Annotated in this window: 22 protein-coding genes; 3 read left to right on the top strand and 19 right to left on the bottom strand. The window is 41.7% G+C overall.

The features are described 5' to 3' along the window. Positions 1–6 precede the first annotated feature (6 nt). Genes KQH97_RS04815 through speD form a run of 6 tightly spaced genes read right to left on the bottom strand, consistent with a single transcriptional unit; the run spans position 7 to position 6,175 of the window. Complete coding sequence (locus KQH97_RS04815) at positions 7–1,209, bottom strand: saccharopine dehydrogenase family protein (protein WP_022288393.1); 1,203 nt, start codon at positions 1,207–1,209, stop codon at positions 7–9. 31 nt (positions 1,210–1,240) lie between these two features. Further along, positions 1,241–2,152, bottom strand: coding sequence for a YwqG family protein (locus KQH97_RS04810; RefSeq protein WP_216553040.1), 912 nt, complete (start codon positions 2,150–2,152; stop codon positions 1,241–1,243). Positions 2,153–2,163: 11 nt separating this feature from the next. Then, positions 2,164–3,012 carry an agmatinase gene (gene speB, locus KQH97_RS04805; protein WP_117938594.1) on the bottom strand — a complete coding sequence of 283 codons (849 nt, stop codon included), beginning with the start codon at positions 3,010–3,012 and terminating at the stop codon, positions 2,164–2,166. Between the two features lie 11 nt (positions 3,013–3,023). After that, positions 3,024–3,875 (bottom strand): polyamine aminopropyltransferase, encoded by an 852-nt coding sequence (speE, locus tag KQH97_RS04800; RefSeq protein WP_117905208.1) that lies wholly within the window; start codon positions 3,873–3,875, stop codon positions 3,024–3,026. Between the two features lie 16 nt (positions 3,876–3,891). Continuing rightward, on the bottom strand, positions 3,892–5,343 hold the full coding sequence (locus KQH97_RS04795; protein ID WP_038671728.1) for an aminotransferase class I/II-fold pyridoxal phosphate-dependent enzyme: 1,452 nt from the start codon (positions 5,341–5,343) through the stop codon (positions 3,892–3,894). Between the two features lie 16 nt (positions 5,344–5,359). Further along, positions 5,360–6,175, bottom strand: coding sequence for an adenosylmethionine decarboxylase (speD, locus tag KQH97_RS04790; RefSeq protein WP_171028812.1), 816 nt, complete (start codon positions 6,173–6,175; stop codon positions 5,360–5,362). Positions 6,176–6,392: 217 nt separating this feature from the next. On the opposite strand from speD, the gene KQH97_RS04785 reads away from it, so the two are divergent. Together KQH97_RS04785 and KQH97_RS04780 are read left to right on the top strand one after the other, a co-directional pair. Continuing rightward, complete coding sequence (locus KQH97_RS04785) at positions 6,393–8,336, top strand: ABC-F family ATP-binding cassette domain-containing protein (RefSeq protein ID WP_216553036.1); 1,944 nt, start codon at positions 6,393–6,395, stop codon at positions 8,334–8,336. 78 nt (positions 8,337–8,414) lie between these two features. After that, positions 8,415–8,951: an adaptor protein MecA gene (locus tag KQH97_RS04780; RefSeq protein WP_216553034.1), complete on the top strand. Its 537-nt coding sequence runs from the start codon at positions 8,415–8,417 to the stop codon at positions 8,949–8,951. Here the strand turns inward: KQH97_RS04780 and rpe are convergent. The 4 genes from rpe to KQH97_RS04760 form a co-directional block, all read right to left on the bottom strand. Continuing rightward, positions 8,934–9,587 (bottom strand): ribulose-phosphate 3-epimerase, encoded by a 654-nt coding sequence (rpe, locus tag KQH97_RS04775; RefSeq protein ID WP_117856388.1) that lies wholly within the window; start codon positions 9,585–9,587, stop codon positions 8,934–8,936. The genes KQH97_RS04780 and rpe overlap by 18 nt on opposite strands. Positions 9,588–9,673: 86 nt before the next feature. Beyond that, positions 9,674–10,258 carry a 5'-deoxynucleotidase gene (gene yfbR, locus KQH97_RS04770; RefSeq protein WP_216553031.1) on the bottom strand — a complete coding sequence of 195 codons (585 nt, stop codon included), beginning with the start codon at positions 10,256–10,258 and terminating at the stop codon, positions 9,674–9,676. Between the two features lie 68 nt (positions 10,259–10,326). Then, on the bottom strand, positions 10,327–11,550 hold the full coding sequence (locus tag KQH97_RS04765; RefSeq protein WP_216553028.1) for a sodium ion-translocating decarboxylase subunit beta: 1,224 nt from the start codon (positions 11,548–11,550) through the stop codon (positions 10,327–10,329). Positions 11,551–11,581: 31 nt separating this feature from the next. Next, positions 11,582–12,034, bottom strand: coding sequence for an OadG family transporter subunit (locus KQH97_RS04760; RefSeq protein ID WP_117856387.1), 453 nt, complete (start codon positions 12,032–12,034; stop codon positions 11,582–11,584). 235 nt (positions 12,035–12,269) lie between these two features. Here KQH97_RS04760 and KQH97_RS04755 point away from each other — a divergent pair, with 235 nt between their 5' ends. Continuing rightward, positions 12,270–13,076, top strand: a complete 807-nt coding sequence (locus tag KQH97_RS04755) for a mechanosensitive ion channel family protein (RefSeq protein ID WP_216553025.1) — start codon at positions 12,270–12,272, stop codon at positions 13,074–13,076. A gap of 32 nt (positions 13,077–13,108) precedes the next feature. Here KQH97_RS04755 and KQH97_RS04750 read toward each other — a convergent pair whose 3' ends face one another. The 9 genes from KQH97_RS04750 to rpsO all read right to left on the bottom strand — a co-directional run bounded on the left by KQH97_RS04750 (position 13,109) and on the right by rpsO (position 21,370). Further along, a complete protein-coding gene (locus KQH97_RS04750; RefSeq protein WP_022286750.1) occupies positions 13,109–13,366 on the bottom strand; it encodes a hypothetical protein in 258 nt (85 codons plus the stop codon). Further along, positions 13,356–13,550 (bottom strand): hypothetical protein, encoded by a 195-nt coding sequence (locus KQH97_RS04745; protein WP_022286749.1) that lies wholly within the window; start codon positions 13,548–13,550, stop codon positions 13,356–13,358. Before KQH97_RS04745 ends, KQH97_RS04750 begins: the two co-directional genes overlap by 11 nt. 42 nt (positions 13,551–13,592) lie before the next feature. Continuing rightward, positions 13,593–14,309 carry a double zinc ribbon domain-containing protein gene (locus tag KQH97_RS04740; protein WP_216553022.1) on the bottom strand — a complete coding sequence of 239 codons (717 nt, stop codon included), beginning with the start codon at positions 14,307–14,309 and terminating at the stop codon, positions 13,593–13,595. Beyond that, positions 14,284–16,530, bottom strand: coding sequence for an ATP-dependent RecD-like DNA helicase (locus tag KQH97_RS04735; protein ID WP_216553019.1), 2,247 nt, complete (start codon positions 16,528–16,530; stop codon positions 14,284–14,286). Before KQH97_RS04735 ends, KQH97_RS04740 begins: the two co-directional genes overlap by 26 nt. Positions 16,531–16,547: 17 nt before the next feature. Further along, a complete protein-coding gene (locus KQH97_RS04730) occupies positions 16,548–16,892 on the bottom strand; it encodes a hypothetical protein (protein ID WP_117876122.1) in 345 nt (114 codons plus the stop codon). A 142-nt stretch (positions 16,893–17,034) separates the two neighbouring features. After that, the gene (locus KQH97_RS04725; protein ID WP_117897439.1) at positions 17,035–17,877 is read right to left on the bottom strand and encodes a zinc ribbon domain-containing protein; all 843 of its coding nucleotides are present in this window, start codon (positions 17,875–17,877) and stop codon (positions 17,035–17,037) included. Between the two features lie 93 nt (positions 17,878–17,970). Next, positions 17,971–18,705, bottom strand: a complete 735-nt coding sequence (locus KQH97_RS04720) for a hypothetical protein (protein WP_216553016.1) — start codon at positions 18,703–18,705, stop codon at positions 17,971–17,973. A gap of 106 nt (positions 18,706–18,811) precedes the next feature. After that, entirely contained in the window at positions 18,812–20,926 is a 2,115-nt protein-coding gene (locus KQH97_RS04715; RefSeq protein WP_022286743.1) for a polyribonucleotide nucleotidyltransferase, read from the bottom strand. Positions 20,927–21,103: 177 nt separating this feature from the next. Continuing rightward, positions 21,104–21,370 carry a 30S ribosomal protein S15 gene (gene rpsO, locus KQH97_RS04710; RefSeq protein WP_022286742.1) on the bottom strand — a complete coding sequence of 89 codons (267 nt, stop codon included), beginning with the start codon at positions 21,368–21,370 and terminating at the stop codon, positions 21,104–21,106. Positions 21,371–21,506: the final 136 nt, after the last annotated feature.

The raw sequence follows: 21,506 nt of genomic DNA, 5'->3' as shown, positions 1-21,506 counted from the left end.
CTCCTATTAGTCAACAAGAACAGGATCAAAGTTCTCTGTCCAAGGCAGACCCCACTTGTTAAGTGCGTCCATGAATGGATCCGGATCAAACTCCTCTATATTGTGTACGCCCGGCTTTTTCCACTTGCCTGTGAGTATCATCATTGCGCCTATCATTGCAGGCACGCCTGTTGTGTAGGAGATAGCCTGTGAACCGACTTCCTTATAGCACTCCTGATGATCGCATACGTTGTAAACGTAATATGTCTTGTCCTTGCCGTCCTTTTTGCCCTGGAAGATACAACCGATATTTGTCTTACCCTTTGTTCTTGGACCGAGTGAAGCTGGATCAGGAAGAACTGCTTTAAGGAACTGTAGCGGTACTATCTTCTTGCCCTCAAAGTCGATAGGCTCGATAGATGTCATGCCCACGTCCTCAAGGCACTTAAGATGTGTAAGATAGCTTTGACCAAATGTCATGAAGAAACGTATCCTCTTGATACCCTTGATGTTGAGCGCCAGTGATTCAAGCTCTTCGTGGTGGAGAAGATACATATCCTTTTCGCCCACCTGATCGAAGTTATAAACTCTCTTTATCTCCATTGGCTCAGTTTCTACCCACTTGCCGTCCTGAATATAAGAACCCTTTGCGGAAACTTCTCTTATGTTTATCTCAGGATTGAAGTTCGTTGCGAATGGATAGCCATGATCGCCTCCATTGCAGTCGAGGATATCTATATAGTTTATTTCATCAAAATAATGCTTCTGAGCATATGCACAGAAAACACCTGTTACACCTGGGTCAAAGCCAGATCCGAGAAGTGCTGTGATACCAGCCTTTTCAAATCTCTCTCTGTAAGCCCACTGCCACTTATATTCAAACTTTGCAGTGTCCTCTGGCTCATAGTTCGCTGTGTCAACATAATCTACTTTACATTCAAGGCAAGCGTCCATGATGTGAAGATCCTGATAAGGCAGAGCCACGTTGATACAAATATCAGGCTTATATTCTTTCATGAGAGCCACAAGCTCAGGCACGTTGTCTGCGTTCACCTGTGCAGTTGTGATATTTGTCTTTGTCTTATCCTGAAGTTCCTCCTTGAATTTATCGCACTTTGACTTTGTTCTGCTGGCGATACAGATATCAGTAAATACCTCGCTGTTCTGACAGCACTTGTGTATAACTACACCTGCAACTCCGCCTGCACCGATTATCAATGCTCTTGACATATTAGATCATTCCTTTCTGAATTAATTATTATCAACCGCAATCCCAATTATAAATAACATCATCAAAATCGAGATCTTTAAGCTTTTGTCTGTTTATGAAAAATCCGCAGATACCTGCATCTCCCCACATTATCTTCTCATCGCCATTGCCGAATTCGCTGTCAAGCTGCAAAAGCAAAAAGTCATACTTGGTATCTTCCTTACGAGGGTCCCACTGCGTAAAAGCAGGATAGCCGCCTATCTTATGACCATAAGCGTTCTGATAGTTCTGCTCATAAGCCTCTATCTCGTCAGCAGGAGCGATATCCATGTCCATAAGAGAATTTATTTTCTTTTTCGATTGAGCAGCATTATAGTACTCACAAAACATCTTCTCAAACCTTACGTCAGATTCGCTCATAACATCAGCACTTGAAGTGAATTTCAAGCCAAACTCGCCATTTACAGGCATACTGTACTCTCCGTCAAGTCCGTTTTCCTTGAACTTAGCTTTGACTTCTTCCTCAGTAACGGTATTGTCGATATCCTTGTGATAAACTATTCTGAACGTATCTTGACAAGTAATATCATCAAAAGACATTCCGTAAACATCATCATTTAATATCCAAAACTGCAAAAGTCCACTTTTAGGAAAATCTTCGATACCAACCACCTGCGAACAAACTATCTGAGCCAGCAGCCTTAACTGTCTGCCTTTTTTGTCCTCTGGGATAGTGCCGTCATGTGGAACATAGCCCATTCCGCCAACCTTGCTCTCAAAAATAGAGGGTCTATTATCCACAAGTTCTAGCCTCACGCAAGGTGTTAACGTCTTTTTCTCAACAGCTTTAAGTGCCTGCTCGGCAACTTTAAGTTCTGTTTCGTGGTCTAAAGTTTCCTCCACTGATTCATTTTGCACATTGACGTCAGTATTCTTTTTCTTAAAAATATCAAATAGCCCCATGTTTTCCCCTTTTATTTATAAAAATACAAAAGTATCTCTCTCAGCAACTTGCAGGCAAGTGCCGTTGAGCGTCCTGTCTGATCGTACACAGGTGAAAGCTCGTTCACATCAAAACCCACGATATTGAGCTTTGCAACTTCCTCCACTGCGAACATAAGCTCCTTAAAAGTAACTCCGCCTGCCTCTGGAGTACCAGTGCCGGGAAACTCTGAAGGATCAAGCACATCAAGGTCAAGTGTAAAGTAAACAGGCTTTCCCTGAAGTTTTTTTACTATGCTGTCAAGTCTGAAGAAGCCGAACTTCTCCATAAAAGTATGCTCTTTCGCAAACCTGAACTCGTCCCTGTCACCGCTTCTAATGCCAAATTGATATATCTTTCCGTCGCCCACAATATCCCAACATCTGTGGAGCACGCAGGCGTGTGACTCTTTCACGCCAAGGTAATCGTCCCTAAGATCGGCATGAGCGTCAAAGTGAACGATATGCAGATCTGGATATTTCTCTGCCACAGCTCTAACCGCACCGAGAGTGACAAGGTGTTCGCCACCTATCATGCAAGGCACTTTGCCGTCATCAAGTATTTCTGATGTACGGCTTTGGATATCCCTCAGTGCGCCCTCAGGATTGCCAAATGGCAGTTCAAGGTCGCCGCTGTCGAACACATTCACATCAAGGAGGTCCTTATCTTGATATGGTGAATAAGTCTCAATGCCGAAGCTCTCATTGCGCATTGCAGAGCTTGCAAATCTTGTACCCGGTCTGAACGAAGTCGTGCTGTCATATGGTGCGCCGAAAAGGACTATCTTTGCGTCATCATATTCACAATCACAGCCTATAAAGGTATGAACATTCTTTTCCATACTTCTCTCCTTTAGTCACAGTCCTCAAGTACATCAAGGACGTAATTCGGCAGTGCGAAACAGCCCTTGTGAAGCTCTGTGTTATAATATCTTGTCTTTATGCCGAACTTTTTCCACTCATCAGCCTTAAGGTCATATATAGGGTGAAGATTTTTCGAGGCAAAGCCGAAAAGCCAATGACCCGACGGATAGGTAGGTATATGCGTCTGATAGACCATTGAAACTGGGAACGCACTGCCTATTCTTCTGTGTGTGCGCTTTACCATATCAACATAGGAATCATAATAAGTGCTTTCATGTTGGTTTATAAGTATTCCGCAGTCGGTGAGCGCCTTTGAGCAGTTGCCGTAAAATTCTTTTGTAAAAAGTCCCTCTCCCGGTCCAAACGGGTCGGTGGAGTCAACTATAATAAGGTCATATTCATTTTCCTTTCGGCGAACGAATTTCAGACCGTCCTCAATATAGAGGGTAAGTCTAGGGTCGTCAAATGCACAGGCTGTCTGTGGAAGATACTCCTTGCACACATTTACTACCTGCTCATCTATCTCCACCATATCTATCTTTTCAATAGTGTTATATCTGCAAAGCTCACGGATAGTTCCGCCGTCGCCTGCACCAATAACAAGCACCTTTTTTATCTCAGGATTGACCGCCATAGGAACTGCAGTTACCATTTCATGATAGATAAACTCGTCCTTTTCGGTAAGCATTATAAAGCCGTCAAGCACCAATACCCTGCCGAACTCATATGTGTCAAAAACGTCTATTTCCTGATAGTAGCTTTTTTTAGAATACAGCTGTTTTTTTACACGAATGGTGAAATTAACATCGTCCGTATGTTTCTCAGTAAACCAAAGATCCATAAAATGTATCTCCTCTCTATGAATTTACCACTACGTTTATGTTGTTTATCTCAAGATCCTCCGTACCTGTAAGGAAACAGCCCTTTTCTTTACAGTATGCGATATAATTAAGTATGTCGGAAGTTATCTTCTCACCAGGGGCAAGGATAGGTATTCCCGGCGGATAGCACATAACAAACTCTCCGCATATCATACCGTTGCTTTCTTCGATAGGCACTGATTTTTTCTCGCTGTAGAAAGCTTGCTGCGGCGGTATCTCAACGATAGGATTGATATATTCGTGGTCAAACATTCCTGACGGGTCTTTTGAATAAAGCCTTTTAATTTCGGAAAGTGCGGATATAAAACGCTCTATCTCAAGCTCTCTATCTCCTGCGGAAACTATAGCAAGTATATTTCCGATATCACCGAACTCTATCTGAATGTCGTAATCGTCACGGAGAATGTCATAGACCTCAACACCTGCCAATCCCATGGCTCTTGTGTGAACGGAAAGCTTTGTGCTGTCAAATGCGAAGATATCGTCACCGTTTTCAAGCTCCCGACCGAATGCGTAATAGCCGCCTATCTTATTTATCTCTTCCCTTGCATAATCGGCATAGTCAACTGCCTTTTTAAAAAGCTCCTTGCCGTTGAGCGCAAGATTTTTTCTTGCAAGGTCAAGGGATACCATAAGCAGATAAGAGCCGCTTGTGGTCTGAGTGAGGTTAATTATCTGTCTTACATAACCCTCTGAAACAGTGTCTGCACAAAGAAGGAGCGATGACTGTGTTAGGCTTCCGCCTGTTTTGTGTATTGAAACTGCCGCCATATCTGCTCCTGCCGCCATTGCAGAGCAAGGCAGACCCTCACCAAAATAAAGGTGAGTGCCATGTGCTTCGTCCGCAAGCACCAACATACCATGCTCATGGGCAAGCTTGACGATGCTTTTTATATCAGAGCAAATTCCGTAATAAGTCGGGTTATTCACCAAAACAGCCTTTGCATCAGGATTTTCCTTGATAGCTTTTTCAACGTCCTTAACGGACATTCCAAGAGGTATTCCAAGCTGTTTGTTTGTGCCTGGGTTTACATAAACAGGTATAGCACCGCACACAACAAGTGCATTGATAGCACTTCTGTGAACGTTTCTCGGCATTATTATCTTATCTCCTGCCTTACAGCTTGTAAATATCATCGTCTGTACTGCAGCAGTAGTACCATTTACTATAAAGAAAGCGTGCTTTGCACCAAAAGCCTCAGCGGCAAGCATTTCAGCATCTTTTATCACAGAAACAGGGTGACAAAGGTTGTCAAGTGGCTTCATGGAGTTTACATCGCACTTCAGACAATCCACGCCCAAAAAGTCACGAAGCTCTTTATTCATTCTTCCGCCCTTGTGACCAGGTACGTCAAGACGCACCACTCTGTTCCTCATATGTTTTTTTAAAGCCTCATACACAGGTGCATTATTCTGTGTTAAGTTCAAATCTATCACTACCTTATCAGTATATGTTCATGCCGCTGTATATCTCTATCATCTCACGGCGCAGACTATCTGTTATGTCAAGCCTTTGCTTCGGCGTAAGCTCATATACGTCCTGCTTGAAAAGATAATTCTGCAAGTCGATATCCTTAATGAGAAGCTTGGTATGGAAAATATTTGACTGATAAACATTGACGTCTATTGCGTCATATTTAGTCAGCGTATTTTTATCTATATAATCCTGAATAGAAGTTATCTTATGGTCAATAAAAAACTTCTTTCCCAAAACATCTCGGGTAAATCCTCTTACACGGTAGTCAATAGTGATGATATCAGAGTCAAAGCTGCTGATAAGATAATTCAGTGCGTTCAGAGGAGAAATAGTTCCGCAGGTAGAAACATCTATATCCACTCGGAATGTGGATATAGAGTTGTCCGGGTGATACTCAGGAAATGTGTGAACAGTTACATGACTTTTGTCAAGGTGAGCGTGTATCATTTCAGGCACATCGCCGCCTATTTTTCCTTGATTGCACGAAGGGTCGATACTGTCCTCATCGAGGGCTTTCTCCGCAATAAGCACGTTCACAGACGCACCCTGCGGCTCATAATCCTGTTTTGATATATTAAGTATCCTTGCGCCTATCATCTCAGTAACGTCGCAAAGAATTTTCGTAAGTCTTTCTGAATTATACTGCTCGTCAATATAAGCAATATATTCCTTTTGTTCTCTTTCAGTTTTGGCATAACATACATCATATATGTTAAAGCTAAGGGTCTTGGTTAGATTATTAAAACCATACAAAGAAAGCTTCTGCTCCAACCCTAACATCACCCGTCCTTTCGGATAAAATAATCAGCCTATCAAGACTAAAATTATAGACTTGTTTTCATTATACCACATCTCGATCAAAAAGTACATAGTTTTACGCACTTTTTTCATATTTTTTTATTAAGCATGGCATAAGTGCGGCAATAAAATAAAAAAGGTTGAAATCAAGAAGAAAATAGTGTATAATAAGTTCTGATAATTGTTACAGGAGAAATATACAATGTTATTGAATGTTGAACATCTTTACAAATATTTCAATGGGCAGGCACTGCTCAAGGATATAAATTTCACAGTTGAAGACAGAGAAGCCGTTGGTCTTATCGGCGTGAACGGCTGCGGAAAGTCCACCCTGCTTAATATCATTACAGGCAGTGAGGGCTTTGACAAGACACCAGAGGGACAAGGCTCTGTGAATATCGCAGGCAAGGCTTCCATTGGCTTTTTAAGGCAGAACAGCGGACTTAATTCTGAACTTACCATAGGTGAGGAAATGAAGAACGCTTTCGCTCCCCTCCTTGAAACACTGGATAAAATGAAAGCCCTTGAAAAGAAAATGGCAGATGACGGAGATATTGACAGTATAAGCCACGAATATGCCGAGCTTTCTTCATACTTTGAGGCTCGGGACGGCTATAGGATAGATGTAAAAATAAAGCAGGTGCTTAACGGCATGGGCTTTGGCTCAACACCTACAGACAGAGTAATCTCTACCCTTTCAGGCGGTGAAAAAACACGTCTTGCACTGGCTAAGCTTCTTCTTGAAGAGCCTAATCTGCTTATACTTGACGAGCCTACCAACCACCTTGATTTTGAAACGCTCATGTGGTTAGAGGACTATCTCAAAGGCTACAAGGGTGCAATAATCATAGTTTCACACGACAGATATTTTCTAAACAAGGTCTGTACGAGAATATGTGAGATAGAACAAGGCAGGCTCACATCATATCGAGGGGACTATTCCTCCTATCTTGTGCAAAAGAAAATGAACTCAGAGCGTCAGCTCAAAGAATATGAGGCACAGCAAAAAGAGATAGCAAAGCTTGAGGACTATGTGGCGAAAAATCTCGTCAGGGCGTCAACCTCAAAAATGGCGAAGTCAAGACAGCATATGCTTGACCGTATCGAGCGTATCGACAAACCGCTTATGTACTCAAAGCCGCCGAAGATAAAGCTTGAATATGATATTGAGCCAACAAAGGATATAGTGCGAGTTGTTGACTGTCCGCTGGTCGTTGGCGAGGGTGCTGACAAAAAGGAGCTTATAAAGTCACTTACCATGAACATTCGCCGTGGAGAGCACGTTGCGATAATCGGTGCGAACGGTATCGGAAAAACTTCCATACTGAAACTTATCCAAGGCATTATTCCACACGAGGGTGGGAATATAAGCTGGGGCGGAAACGTGAAGATATCCTATTTTGAACAGGAACACGCTATACTTGATCCTCGTAAGACAGTGCTTGAAGAAATAATGGATCGCTATCCAAGATTATCAGAACAACAGGCAAGAAGCGTGCTAGGTGCAGTTCTGCTTACAGGCGAGAATGTGTTCAAGCCTATTTCTGTTCTCAGCGGTGGCGAAAGGGCGAAGCTTTGCTTTGCCATAATGGCTCTCAATCGTGGAAATGTACTTGTGCTTGACGAGCCTACAAACCACCTTGACCTAAACACAAAAGAAGTGCTGGAGGACGCTTTGGCAGAGTTTGGTGGAACGATAATCCTTGTATCTCATGACAGATATCTACTCAACAAGGTAGCAAGCAGGATAATAGAGATAAAGCATGACGAGGTGAACTCATACGAGGGCAACTTTGACGCATACAGCGAAGCGGTGAACGCTGCCCGTCAGCTCAAGATGCAGAGCGAAGCAGAGATAAAGCGTGCTGAAGAGGAAAAAGCGTACAAAGAAAACAAAGCAAGACAATATCGCAGTAAGGAACAGCGTGCCGCTGACGCTCAAAAACGCAACCGCATAAGAGAACTTGAAAAGGAGATCGAAGACACAGAAGTTCTGATATTTGAACTTGAAAATGCCATATCTGACCCTGAGATAGCTTCTGACTACAGCAAAATGAGCGAGAAATGCAAAGAGCTTGAAGAAGCCAAAACCGCCCTTGACCAGAAAATGGACGAATGGGCTGAGCTTTCAGATCAGCTTTCATAAACAAATTTTCACAGAAATCACCCCTTATGAGTATAATGATACAGCACAGACTTACATTATACATAAGGGGTGTTTGTTTTGGAGATAAAAAGGCTGTCAGAGTATGAAATAAAAGTTATTCTTAACGAAAAGGATATGCGGATAATGAATATATCCTTTGAAGATTTTGAGAAAAGCAACAAAAGAAGCAAAGATTTTTTATCTGAACTCATGTTTATACTCAAGGAGACAGGACTTTTAAAAATATCCGAAGGAAATATTGAAGTTGATGTTGCTTTGACAAGTGAAGAAACAATAAACATATATTTTATACTACCTAAAAACGACAATCATCACACCACTGAACTTGCCATAATCAGCTACGATCCAAACGAGCTAATATCAAAAGCTACTGAAATACACAAAAAATACTCCGAAAAGATTATAAAAAGCAGTCTGTATCAGCTTCCTAGTGGTTATGCTCTAATCTTCACCATAGGATACGCACGCTCAACAGTTGCGAAAAAAGCTTTACTGAAAACCTGTGCTACTGACAACGTGATTATAAACAAAATAAAGGAGTACAGCCCATTATTGAGCAGTACTCCTTTTGATAAACTAAACTATTTCTCTTAGAAGCTTAACAGCCTCTGGCATATCGTTTGCCTTAAAAGCGTATGTTCCCGTTACTAAAGTGTCTGCACCCGATTCTTTAAGCAAACCGGCAGTTTCGAGATTTACGCCACCGTCAACCTGAAGTCTAATATTCCTTTCCGTCTGGTCAATTAGATATCTCACTTCGCTTATTTTTTCAAGAGTGTCAGGAATAAACTTTTGACCACCAAAACCTGGGTTTACTGTCATAACGAGTACCATATCAACAGATTTAAGAAATGGCTGGATCGCACTTACAGGTGTTGCAGGCTTAATGGAGATTCCTGCCTTGATCCCTCTCGAATGTATTTTGTCAATAACAGCTTGCGGATCATCAGCCGCCTCATAATGAAAAGTTATAAGATCAGCTCCAAGATCTGCGTAGTTATCAATATATCTGATAGGATCACAAATCATGAGATGAACGTCTACTGGAACAGTTATGCTTTTGCCCACACTTTTCAAAAGCGGTTCGCCAAAACTTATATTTCTCACAAACATTCCGTCCATGACATCATAATGAATCCAGTCAACACCAGCGTCCTCAGCACGCTTTATCTCGAACGCAAGGTTTGAAAAGTCGCAGGCAAGCAGCGACGCAGAAACGATAATATCCAATTGAAAACCTCCGTTAATTCAATATTTTCCCACTTAATATTGTCCTATAATTTCAATTTCTATTATACAACACCACTGGGGCATTGTCAAGCTTGTTCGTCAAGAGTTAATGTATAAGCTGGAATAAATTCATCAAGAAAAACATTTGCTTCTGGAATATTCATTGCGACAATAGCTTCAAGTGTAGATTTTTCAGCTGATGCAAAATCAGTATTTCCCATTTGCCTTTCTTCAAGGCACTTTATAAGTGCAGAAAGCTTATCAGCCGCTTTAACAAGAGTCCATGCTTCTTCTTCCTGTGGAGTTTTACAGAAAAGCGGCTCAAAGTCCTCTTTCAGATCATCAGGAAGATAAGACACCAGAGTATTTTTGGCTTTCTGCTCGATCTCATCATATGCGCCCTTTATCTCATGGCTGTAATATTTTATAGGCGTAGGCAAGTCACCTGTGATTATCTCGGTTACATCATGATACATAGCAAGCAGCGCACATCTCTCAGGAGAAACATTACCGCCAAATCGCTTATTTCTGATAAGAGCAAGCACATGTGCGATAAAAGCAACTTCAAGGGAATGCTCGCTAATATTCTCATTGATCGTGTTTCTCATAAGTGCCCAACGATTTATATATTTCATACGGGATATCACTGCGAAAAATTTACTTTCTGACATATCAACACTCCTAAACTATACACAAAAATCGGGACGATGCTTTTCATCGTCCCGAAAAATTTCTGATCTTATCTTACAATTGTAAGAAGAACACCAGCAGCAACGGCTGAACCGATAACGCCGGCAACATTAGGACCCATAGCGTGCATCAACAGATAGTTTGTAGGAACTTCCTGCTGACCGACCTTCTGAGAGATACGAGCTGCCATTGGAACGGCAGATACACCTGCTGAACCGATAAGAGGATTGATCTTGTGACCAGAAAGAACATACATAAGCTTACCAAGAAGTACGCCGCAGGCTGTACCAAGCGAGAACGCCACAACGCCAAGTGCCATAACTTCTGCAAACTGAATGTTCATGATCTTATCAGCCTGAGTCGTTGCACCAACTGTTACACCAAGGAAGATTGTGATGATGTTCATAAGCTCATTCTGAGCAGTCTTAACAAGTCTGTCGCAGACGCCACTCTCTTTAAGAAGGTTACCAAACATGAGCATACCAACCAGTGGAGCTGCTGAAGGAACCATGAGTGAGATAACGATAGTTACGAGGATAGGGAAAATAAGCTTTTCTACCTTAGAAACAGGTCTTAGCTGACCCATTACTATTGAACGCTCTTTCTTTGTTGTAAGAGCCTTCATGATAGGCGGCTGGATAATAGGAACAAGAGCCATATATGTATAAGCTGCAAGTGCAATAGTACCAACGCCGATATTACTGTTTGAGGTAAGAAGTCTTGAAGATACATAGATAGATGTAGGGCCATCAGCACCGCCGATGATAGCGATAGAACCACACTCAGCTGCACTCATTCCAAAGAGAGCCGCACCGATGAATGTAAAGAAGATACCGCCCTGTGCAGCAGCACCCATAAGAAAGCTCTTAGGGCTTGCGATCAGCGGACCAAAGTCTGTCATAGCACCGATTCCAAGGAATATGAGTGGTGGATAGATCTGAAGCTTAACGCCCATGTAAAGAATATCCAATAGACCACCCTTTTGAAGTATCTGACCATAATCTATATAGTGGTCATTGCCTGCGACCGTTTTATAGTTCCAGAAGTCTGGATGATACATCTCAGCGTATGGCAGGTTTGTAAGCAGCATACCGAATGAGATAGGCAAAAGCAGAAGTGGCTCAAAGCCCTTTGCAATAGCCAGATACATAAATACGAATGAAATAAGTATCATTACGATATTTTTCCAGCCGCCGTCTACGAGGAAACCCGCAAAACCCGACTGTGACGCCAAAGACGCCATGGTATCAAGAAATGAATTAATTATTGACATCTATTATCACGTTCCTTTCACGTCAACTGCACTAAAATGGTCTTGTATTGTCTATTATGCCTGCTGTAGACCATGCAGGTCTTTGAGGCTTGGCAGTTTTAACGCTCTTAAGAACGAGCTTCTTGCCCTCTGCACTGCTCATAGCCGAAATTGCGGCCATGATAACAGCAACTGTTTCTTCTTCAATGCCGTCTTCTACAACAGGAGCAGCAGCCTTTATTGGCTCTGGCTTAGCAACAGCCTTTGCAGCTTCAGCAGCTTTTTTTGCCTCTTCAGCCTTTCTTGCAGCTCTGCTGTTGATAACGTCAAATATCTTGCCGTATATCGACACAAGCAGAATAAGCAGAACAAGTCCGATAAATACCACAACTATACCCGTGATAACGACAGAGGCAACAGTTCCAGCACCCAGATCTTTTTGATCAGGACTGATCGTACTCTTTGCCGCAACCATCTGAGCTGCAGTGTTAAGAAAATTGATCATAAAAATTCTCCTTACTGTAAGTATAATAAAACTTAATATTATTATACACCAAAGCCACACAAATAGCAAGACTTTTTCCCACATTTTTTTCACAAAATTATCTCCAAGTCAACACCTATTTTTGTTATGATTTCTGATAAAAGTGCATAAATACGCAAAAAAACTTATGTATTGGGCACACTTGCAAATATCATGTTAAGATGTTATAATATCATTACATAATAATGTTACGGAGATGATTTTTTTGTCTGAGAAATTTTTGAATTGGCTTGAGGAATTTACACCACATCTTATAGCGGCGGCTGTTATTTTTCTCTTAGGAATACTTCTTGACAAGCTTGTTTTGAAGGTCATGCACAAAGGTTTGAGCATGCGTCGAACAGATGTGACTATACATAAATTTCTCACATCTGTGGTACACACTGTATTGCTTATTATAATAATAGTAATGGCACTTTCTGCACTTCAAGTACCTATGTCCTCAATAGTCGCAACTATCGGTGCAGCAGGTCTTGCTATCGGTCTTGCTCTTCAAAACAGTCTTTCAAACGTCGCAGGCGGCTTTATCATACTTTTTTCAAAGCCTTTTAAATGCGGTGATTATGTAAAAATAGGCGACTCAGAGGGAACTGTTGACGCTATCTCTATACTTTACACCACCCTAAAGACCCTTGAGAATAAGATGATATTTATACCAAACGGAGTTGTTTCACAATCGACTATTACGAATATAACTGCTGACGACAAACGTCGCCTTGAACTGAAATTCTCTATCAGCTACAATGACGACCACAACAAGGCAATGGCTATTCTTAGAGAAATGCTTGATGATGAGCCAAGGGTAATAAACGAGCCTGACAAGCCGCTTGTGGCTGTCTGCGAACATGGTGCAAGCGCTATAATCCTTATCATGCGTGTATGGATACCGACCGATGCTTACTGGGAGATACGATACAAATTTCTCAAAGAAGCAAAAGAACGTTTTGACGCAAACGGCATTTCCATACCATTCGACCAACTTGACGTACACATATCAAAATAACAAAAGTCCGCAGACGAGCATCTGCGGACTTTTTACCTCATATCTTCCCTGTTCTTATATAAAAATCTGTTCACATCAATACTGTCTGCAATTGGCAGCTTGGTTTTGTCACAGTATGTTTTTTCAAGACTTTCAAGCTTCTCTGCTATTCTAAGCTGACCGTCAAGCGCACTTTTTATACACTCCGCAAAAGGACTTCCGCACAGATCACTGTAGGTCTGACAAAACTCCTTTGAATACGCCTTGACAAAAAATCTTGCTTCTTTTATTATATTTCCGTCAGTTACCATTGTTATCCTCCAGACTTGTGAGCAACCCTGAACGCTGATTTTTCAAAGCCGCTGTAAGCTTTTGCATATCTTCTTTTAGCTGCGGCTCTTTTATCTCACTCACATAATGCTCAAACCTGTCTATCATGCAGTTTTCAGACACGATAAGTCTTTTTATCGCCGCAAACTGTTCCTCAGTTATCATAAAGACCGCCTCCCGATATTATTATACCGAAGGCGGTCTGTTTTATTCTTTATGCTTTTCATCAAGAAGCGTTGTGGCTATTGCTGCACAAAACACCTTTTTAGCACCCATCTCTTTTAACAACCTGCTACAGACATTGAGAGTTGCACCTGTTGTGTAAACATCATCAAATAGCAGGACATTTTTACCTTTTATATCAGCGTGTTTCGCTAGAGAATAATAAATATCCTCCGCATGAGTTTTTCGTTGAGCGGCAGTCAAAGTATGCTGTTCTGCGGTATCCCTTGTCCGTCCAAGCAGACGATGATCTTCTCTTATCCCAAGCTCCATAGCCGTAAAGTGTGCAAGCTTTTGTGCCTGATCATATCCCCTTTTACGGCGTTTTGATCTGTGCATTGGCACTGATGTGATGATATCCGCCTGCTGTGAGATACCATTTTCTCTGAGCATATTACCCAGAAGCTTCGCAGAATATTCTGCAAAATTAAGCTGTCTGTCGTCTTTAAGCTGATGTATTGCTTTCACGCAGATATCCTCATATCTCATAAGAGTATAAATGCTATCAAAATGTAGTGAATCATGATCTAGGCACTTATCCTTGCCGCACTTTTCGCACAATATTTCTTTATGAAAAGGCAGCTTACATTCACAATTTTTGCACAAAAGCTCGTCCCATTTTATAAAACTTCCACATATAGGACAACGATTAGGATAAACAAAATCAAGCAGAAATTTATATATCAAGCGTCTGCTGACCACTGTCGTCACCCTCCACAAGCTCCATTAGCATATTTTTAAGCGCAGTATACCTCAAAGTGCGTTTATTATTATCTATCATAAAATCAACACGCTTTTTCGAGCCAACTATTATAAGCATTCTTTTGGCTCTTGTCACAGCCGTATAAAGCAGATTTCTGTAATAAAGCTTGTCAAATCCACCGAATACAGTGAGAATGACAACATCAAACTCAGAACCTTGGCTTTTATGCACTGTTATGGCATAGGCAAGCTCCAGATTATCTAGCATTTGCTTGTCATAGACAGCTATTCTGCCCTCAAAATCTATAGTCACAGTTTTAAGTATCTTGTTCACTGCAATTATTATGCCTATATCGCCGTTAAAAATGCCTGCGCCACTTTCGGTCTTGTCCTCGGTTATATACTTTTTCCAAAGAATTTCATAATCATTCTTGGTCTGCATGACCTTGTCACCTTTTCTGAAAGTATAAACAGGGGTCTTGACCTCTGATTTTCCTGCGGCAGGAGGATTAAGCTCCTGCTGTAGACGCTTGTTTAGCTCCACAGTACCCGCAGGACCTTTACGTGTAGGCGAAAGCACCTGAATGTCGTCTATAGGCGAGTAATCATAGGCTTTTGGCAGCCTTGTTTTGCAAAGCTCCACCACAAGATCCTGAAGTTCTCCGTATTCAAGCCGTTGCATAAAAAAGAAATCCTTGTCCTTGCTGGCTAGGTCGATATGCTCGCCGTTTACTATCTTATGGGCGTTCATAACAATCTCAGACTCCTGTGCCTGTCTGAAAATCTCTTTTAGTGTTACAACAGACATCACTCCGCTGTCAATAATATCCTTTAACACATTTCCTGCACCTACTGACGGAAGCTGATCGCTGTCCCCCACCAGAACGAGCTTGCAGGTAACGCTTATGGCTCTCAAAACGGCTTCAAAAAGGCAGGAATCCACCATTGACATCTCGTCGATTATCAAAGCGTCACAATCGAGAAGATTGTTTTCATCATGTATAAACGCAAGTGTATCACCGCTTGTATGCTTCACTTCAAGAAGCCTGTGGATAGTTTTTGCGTCAAATCCCGTAAGGTCAGATAGCCTTTTGGCGGCTCTGCCTGTTGGTGCGCATATCATAACGTTAAGCCCTTGCTGCTGATAAAGAGAAATTATAGCGTTGAGCGTTGTGGTCTTTCCTGTACCCGGCCCTCCCGTCAGCACAAGAAAACCCTTTGACAGTGCAAGATTTATGGCTTCACGCTGTATTTTTTCATATTGTATGCCATTATTCTCCTCTTCAAGATCAATTACTTCGGAAAAATCTATCTTATTGTCATAAGAGATCTGCCTCATTATGGCAAGTCGCCTTGCTATGTAGTCCTCAGCTTTGTAAAAATCTGCAAGCATAACAAAACATCTGCCTTGCTTATCGTAATAGTAGAGGTTTTCCTCCTCAGTTTCATCCTCGATTACTTTTTTTATAAGCTTTTCATCAACATCAAGATAACTCACCGCTGTTTTCACAAGACTGTCTAAAGGCAGGCAGGTATGACCTTGGTCAGCGTTTTGTCTTAGAATATATGTAATACCTGCCTTTATCCTGCACTCGCTGTCAGCAGGGATATCAGACTTTGCCGCAACTGCGTCCGCACGGGAAAATGACAGATCGACACCCTGAATACAAAGCACATAAGGGTTTGATTTTATGATCTGCTCGGCAGTGTTGCCCCAACGCTTCCACGCCTTTATGCCATAAGAAGTTTCTATCTCGAATTTGTTAAGATATGACATAAGAGACCTTGCGGCAAAAGTGGTTTTGAACTCCTGAGATATTTTTTCCGCTTTTTTCACTGTTATCCCGTCTATCTCCGTGAGCCTGTCGGGCGTATTTTCTATTATGTCAAGGGTATCGTCCCCGAACTTGTTCACAAGCTTTTTTGCAAGTACAGGTCCTACGCCTGATATAGCACCGCTTGCAAGATAACGCTGGATCGCTGCAGAGGTAGTAGGCAAAGAACGCTCAAAGATATGCACTTTGAACTGCTCACCGAACTTCTGATGTGAAGTGAACTCCCCTGTTACAACGAGATCTTCGCCCTCCTCAACGTCACCCATTTCGCCAACAACTGTGATAAGGTCATTGTCACAGTTAAGCATAAGCACACAGAAGCCTGTGTCCTCACTTTTAAATATTATGCTGTCAACCTCACCCTTGAGGGTCTTTAAATCTTCCATATTATTCTCCGAATGATCTATTTTTCATGGCATTTCAGCTCTCTGCGCTTGATAAAATCTGCAAGTTCAGTTATATCAACACAGTGAACGATGCTATAATCCTGTTCCAAACGTTTTGAAACATAATTTATCTCGCTTTTGTCAAGCTGAACGAGGATTATTTCTCTTCCATAATATTCAGGCTGAAAAAACTCCTCCCAATAACAGCTTTTTACCATATGTTCAAGCTCATGTGTATTCTTTTTGCATGGGATAAGCAAATATCCTCCACGCTTGCCAACATTTCGCACCTTATACCATTTCACCCAAAACCAAATAACGACCGCCAGCACAAGAGCCAGAAGAAGTATAAGATTCAACACAAGATCACCTCCACATATTATTAGTACATTTTATGCGGAAAGCAGATTTTGTGTCATATGATTCATTTTACACCTTTTTGACGAAAAAAGCAAGATTTTTATGCAAAACAAAAAAGCTGCCCCGAAGGACAGCTTGAATTATTTACTTTATCTCAACTGAAGCAGCCCAATCCTTGAACTTATCTTCATACTTTGACTTATTTTTCTGCTCGCAGAGAAAATCAAAAATGTAGTAGCCACCGTTGCCTTCTGTTATAGAACTCATGCCGTAATAATGTTTATCTCCTATGCTCTGGGTATAATAAATATATTTTGAATCCCTGCCTGTTATTTTTAAAGTAGTTGTGCCGTTTTCAAGAAAAAAATCAAAGATATCAGAAGCAGATTCACCCTTGCCATAGCCGTAAAGTGCCAAATCAGAATATGAGAGCTTAACAGCGTTTATGCCCACCTCGTTGTTGGAGAAGTTATCAAGGGCATACAAATTTTTACTGCTGGATTTCTCAATATCCGCAGGAGCGGTCATTGTATATCCCGTACCCTGCAATGTTTTCGTAGCTGTGTTTTTGTAAAAATATCTCACACCAAAAGCCACCAAGAACGCAAGGATAAACACAAGAACTGTCATCAAAGGCTTTGGTATACCCTTTTTAGCAGATGTAACAGGCGCTATCTTATAAGGCTCATATGCACTGCCGTATGGAGTTTGAGCATTGCCATTCTGCGGAGGCGGATAACTCTGCTGAGCGTAGCCGTTCTGTGGCTGACCATAAGACTGCTGACCCTGAGCATAATTCTGCTGAGGTACTGCATTCACAGGCTGTGCACCCGTAGTGTTGCGCTTGCCAAAGCCAACATTCTCACCAAGGTTTGATGTGTCGATAGAATCCATATAACCGCTTGTTTCAGACTTCACAGCCGATCCACAATTAGGACAAAAAGCGTCAGTATCACTGATCTTTGCCGAACAAATAGGACATTTCATATTCTTTTCTCCCTCATATAATTTATATTCTTATTCTAACATATGCTGTTTATTATGTCAATAATTTAACAAATCGGTTTTATAAATTTTGTATTAATTGATATGGATAGTGCTTGCCCACTTTTCAAATTTCGGGTCATAGAAATCCTTTTCATCAGCCTTACAGCCAAAAACAAACCAATAATATTTATAACCTGACTTTTTGCATAAAGCATAGTTATAAACTTCGTCGCCCGTTTTTGCACGATAGGTCATTTTAAGCTTGTTACCACTAGCATACACTTCTTTATAGCTGCTTCCAAACTGACTTTTCAAATTGCCCTTCATGTAGGTGACAAACAGTTTCTCAGTAAGAATATCCGTTGTTTCGCCGGCAAGTGAAGAGTAATCAAGGATCATATACTGAAAATCGCTATCAGCATCGGCGTACTTTCCGTTGGCTTTTACAGTTCCATCACTGCTCTGTGCCGCATAATCTATTGTGGTTTCCTTTTCAAGTGACCTTGGCAGTTCAACGCTAAAGTTCTCCTCTCTAATGGTATGGGTTGAAACATTGCGATAGTACCAATATCCAAAACCGATAGCTGCGCCCACAAACAATGCCAGCAAAAGGATAAGCACCTTTTTGCCTATAGACATATTCTTTCCCACTGCCCTCACATTGCTGTTAAGACCATTGTCAAAGCTATTGTTGAAGCTATTATTGAAACTATTGCCATACCTCGGCTGTGCCGAATTTACCCCTGTCATTTCAATAACTCTTGTGCCACAATTCTGACAGCAAATGCTGTTAGGCAGAATATCGCACCCACATACTGTACATCTCATAAAGATACCCCCTATAAAAATTTATTACTTTTATATTAACATACTTCTTCTTTTTTGTCAACAAAAAAAAGCGGACAGCACATAGCCGCCCGCTCTTAAAAACTTATTACTTAGCGTTCTTCTTAGCTTCGATATCAGCAAGAGCGTCTTTTCTTGAAAGATTGATCCTGCCCTGATCGTCGATCTCCATTACCTTAACAACGATCTCGTCGCCAACAGAAACAACGTCCTCCACCTTTTCTACTCTTGACTTATCAAGCTTAGAAATGTGAACAAGTCCGTCCTTACCAGGAGCTATCTCAACGAAAGCACCAAAGTTCATGATCTTTACTACCTTACCTCTGTAGATAGCACCTATCTCAGGGTCATTAGCGATAGTATTGATGATATTGATTGCCTGTTCAGCCTTTTCCTTATCGATACCTGAAACGAATACGCTGCCGTCCTCAGATATGTCTATCTTAACGTCGCACTCAGCAGAGATCTTCTGAATTACCTTTCCGCCTGAACCGATAACTTCTCTGATCTTGTCAACCGGTACCTTTGTTGCCAGCATCTTAGGTGCCCACTTGCTTACCTCAGCACGAGGAGCAGGGATAGCCTTGAGCATTATCTCATCAAGAATATACATTCTTGCTTTTCTTGTCTTTTCAAAAGCACTTGCGATTATCTCAGGTGTCAGACCGTCTACCTTGATATCCACCTGAATAGCTGTGATACCATTCTTTGTACCGCCTACCTTAAAGTCCATATCGCCATAGAAGTCCTCAAGACCCTGAATGTCTACCATAGTCATCCAGCTGCCGTCCTCCTTAGTGATAAGACCGCATGAAATACCTGCAACAGGCTCTTTGATAGGAACGCCTGCGTCCATAAGTGCAAGTGTAGAACCACAGATAGAACCCTGTGATGTAGAACCGTTTGAAGAAAGCACCTCAGATACGCATCTGATAGCATATGGGAACTCTTCAACAGAAGGAATAACCGGAACGAGTGCTCTCTCTGCAAGTGCACCGTGACCTATCTCTCTTCTTCCAGGACCTCTTGAAGGTCTTGTTTCACCAACAGAATATGAAGGGAAATTGTACTGGTGCATATATCTCTTGGAAGTTTCCTCGTCGATACCGTCAAGCTTCTGAGCGTCTGAAACAGGGCCAAGTGTTGCGATAGTCATTACCTGTGTCTGACCTCTTGTGAAGATACCTGAACCGTGTACTCTTGGAAGAACGCCAACTTCAGCAGCAAGTGGTCTTATCTCGTCTATACCTCTGCCGTCAACACGCTTGCCCTCATATAGCCAGTTTCTAACTATCTTCTTCTGGAGCTTATACATAACTTCGTCAAGAACAGCAGTGTTATCCTCGCACTGCTCGTCGAACTTCTCATGAACAGCGTCAATTATTGGCTGGAGTCTTGCGTCTCTTACATTCTTATCATCTGTATCAAGAGCAACCTTTACCTGCTCGCCTACCATTGCTTCAACAGCGTCGAACAGATCGTGGTCAACTTCCATTGACTCAAACTCGAACTTAGGCTTACCGATCTGAGCCTTGATATCGTTGATGAAAGCTACCATTTTCTTTATCTCTTCATGACCTGTCATGATAGCCTTGAGCATAAGGTCATCAGGAATCTGGTCAGCACCTGCTTCGATCATAACGATCTTTTCAGCTGAACCTGCAACAGTAAGGTTAAGTCTGTTCTTAGCTCTCTGCTCAAGAGTTGGGTTGAGCACCAGCTCGCCGTCAACGTAACCTACGTTGATAGAAGCAACAGGTCCGTTCCAAGGGATATCAGAGATAGAAAGTGCAATAGATGTAGCTATCATACCTGTGATCTCAGGTGAGTTGTCAGGGTCAACAGAAAGAACTGTCATAACAACTGAAACGTCATTTCTCATATCCTTTGGGAAAAGAGGTCTGATAGGTCTGTCTACACATCTTGAAGCAAGGATAGCCTTGTCAGAAGCCTTGCCTTCTCTCTTTGTGAAAGAACCTGGTATTCTGCCTACTGCATACATTTTCTCCTCAAAGTCAACTGAAAGAGGGAAAAAGTCAACACCCTCTCTTGGCTTTGCGGAAGCTGTAACGTTAGCCATTACAACCGTTTCACCGTATCTTACCCAGCAAGAGCCGTTAGCAAGTCCGCAGGTCTTACCTGTTTCAACTACTACAGGTCTGCCTGCATATGTCGTTTCAAAAGTTTTGAAATTCTCAAACATTGTCTTTCCTCCATTTTAGAAATTTAGTTTTTTCTGTATGGTGAAAGCATTAGCAATAAACAGGACATACGAGCTTCATACATTCTGTTTAATGCTAAGTTACCTTTCACCAACAGTTCAAATAAACACCAAAAGGCAGTGGCAATAAATGCCTCTGCCTTGATGTCAGTTACATGATTACTTACGGATACCCAGCTTTTCGATAGTAGCTCTATATCTTTCGATATCCTTCTTCTTGAGGTAGTTGAGGAGATTTCTTCTCTTACCGATCATCTTGAATAGACCGCTTCTTGAGTGGTTGTCCTTCTTGTGTGTCTTAAGATGTTCTGTAAGGTCGCTGATTCTCTTTGTAAGGATAGCGATCTGTACCTCAGGTGAACCTGTGTCTGTTTCGTGAGTTCTGTTAGCTTCGATAACAGCTGTCTTTTCGTCTTTTCTTAGCATTTTTTTGTACCTCTTTCGTTAAAATATTTCCGATGTAAAAGAATATGGCAGGTAACTTTCCCACTTACGGGCGTGACCCATATTCTGTTGCATGGATATGTTGCAGTAAGCAACTCATATATTATACATTATTTCA

It is taken from the genome of Ruminococcus sp. MSJ-25 (assembly GCF_018917825.1).
Classification (GTDB): Bacteria; Bacillota; Clostridia; order Oscillospirales; family Ruminococcaceae; genus Hominimerdicola; species Hominimerdicola aceti.
The sequence above is the reverse complement of the archived record's forward strand: the minus strand, read 5'-3'. Positions and strand labels throughout refer to the sequence as shown.

What these genes read in the sequence shown, in the direction of transcription:
- speB (WP_117938594.1), bottom strand. Translation starts at nt 3,012, where the DNA reads ATGGAAAAGAATGTTCATACCTTTATAGGCTGTGATTGTGAATATGAT.
- KQH97_RS04785 (WP_216553036.1), top strand. Translation starts at nt 6,393, where the DNA reads ATGTTATTGAATGTTGAACATCTTTACAAATATTTCAATGGGCAGGCA.
- rpsO (WP_022286742.1), bottom strand. Translation starts at nt 21,370, where the DNA reads ATGCTAAGAAAAGACGAAAAGACAGCTGTTATCGAAGCTAACAGAACT.
- speE (WP_117905208.1), bottom strand. Translation starts at nt 3,875, where the DNA reads ATGGATCTTTGGTTTACTGAGAAACATACGGACGATGTTAATTTCACC.
- KQH97_RS04765 (WP_216553028.1), bottom strand. Translation starts at nt 11,550, where the DNA reads ATGTCAATAATTAATTCATTTCTTGATACCATGGCGTCTTTGGCGTCA.
- KQH97_RS04715 (WP_022286743.1), bottom strand. Translation starts at nt 20,926, where the DNA reads ATGTTTGAGAATTTCAAAACTTTTGAAACGACATATGCAGGCAGACCT.
- KQH97_RS04760 (WP_117856387.1), bottom strand. Translation starts at nt 12,034, where the DNA reads ATGATCAATTTTCTTAACACTGCAGCTCAGATGGTTGCGGCAAAGAGT.
- KQH97_RS04725 (WP_117897439.1), bottom strand. Translation starts at nt 17,877, where the DNA reads ATGAAATGTCCTATTTGTTCGGCAAAGATCAGTGATACTGACGCTTTT.
- KQH97_RS04815 (WP_022288393.1), bottom strand. Translation starts at nt 1,209, where the DNA reads ATGTCAAGAGCATTGATAATCGGTGCAGGCGGAGTTGCAGGTGTAGTT.
- KQH97_RS04720 (WP_216553016.1), bottom strand. Translation starts at nt 18,705, where the DNA reads ATGAGATGTACAGTATGTGGGTGCGATATTCTGCCTAACAGCATTTGC.
- KQH97_RS04755 (WP_216553025.1), top strand. Translation starts at nt 12,270, where the DNA reads ATGATTTTTTTGTCTGAGAAATTTTTGAATTGGCTTGAGGAATTTACA.
- KQH97_RS04745 (WP_022286749.1), bottom strand. Translation starts at nt 13,550, where the DNA reads ATGATAACTGAGGAACAGTTTGCGGCGATAAAAAGACTTATCGTGTCT.
- KQH97_RS04750 (WP_022286750.1), bottom strand. Translation starts at nt 13,366, where the DNA reads ATGGTAACTGACGGAAATATAATAAAAGAAGCAAGATTTTTTGTCAAG.
- KQH97_RS04735 (WP_216553019.1), bottom strand. Translation starts at nt 16,530, where the DNA reads ATGGAAGATTTAAAGACCCTCAAGGGTGAGGTTGACAGCATAATATTT.
- yfbR (WP_216553031.1), bottom strand. Translation starts at nt 10,258, where the DNA reads ATGTCAGAAAGTAAATTTTTCGCAGTGATATCCCGTATGAAATATATA.
- KQH97_RS04810 (WP_216553040.1), bottom strand. Translation starts at nt 2,152, where the DNA reads ATGGGGCTATTTGATATTTTTAAGAAAAAGAATACTGACGTCAATGTG.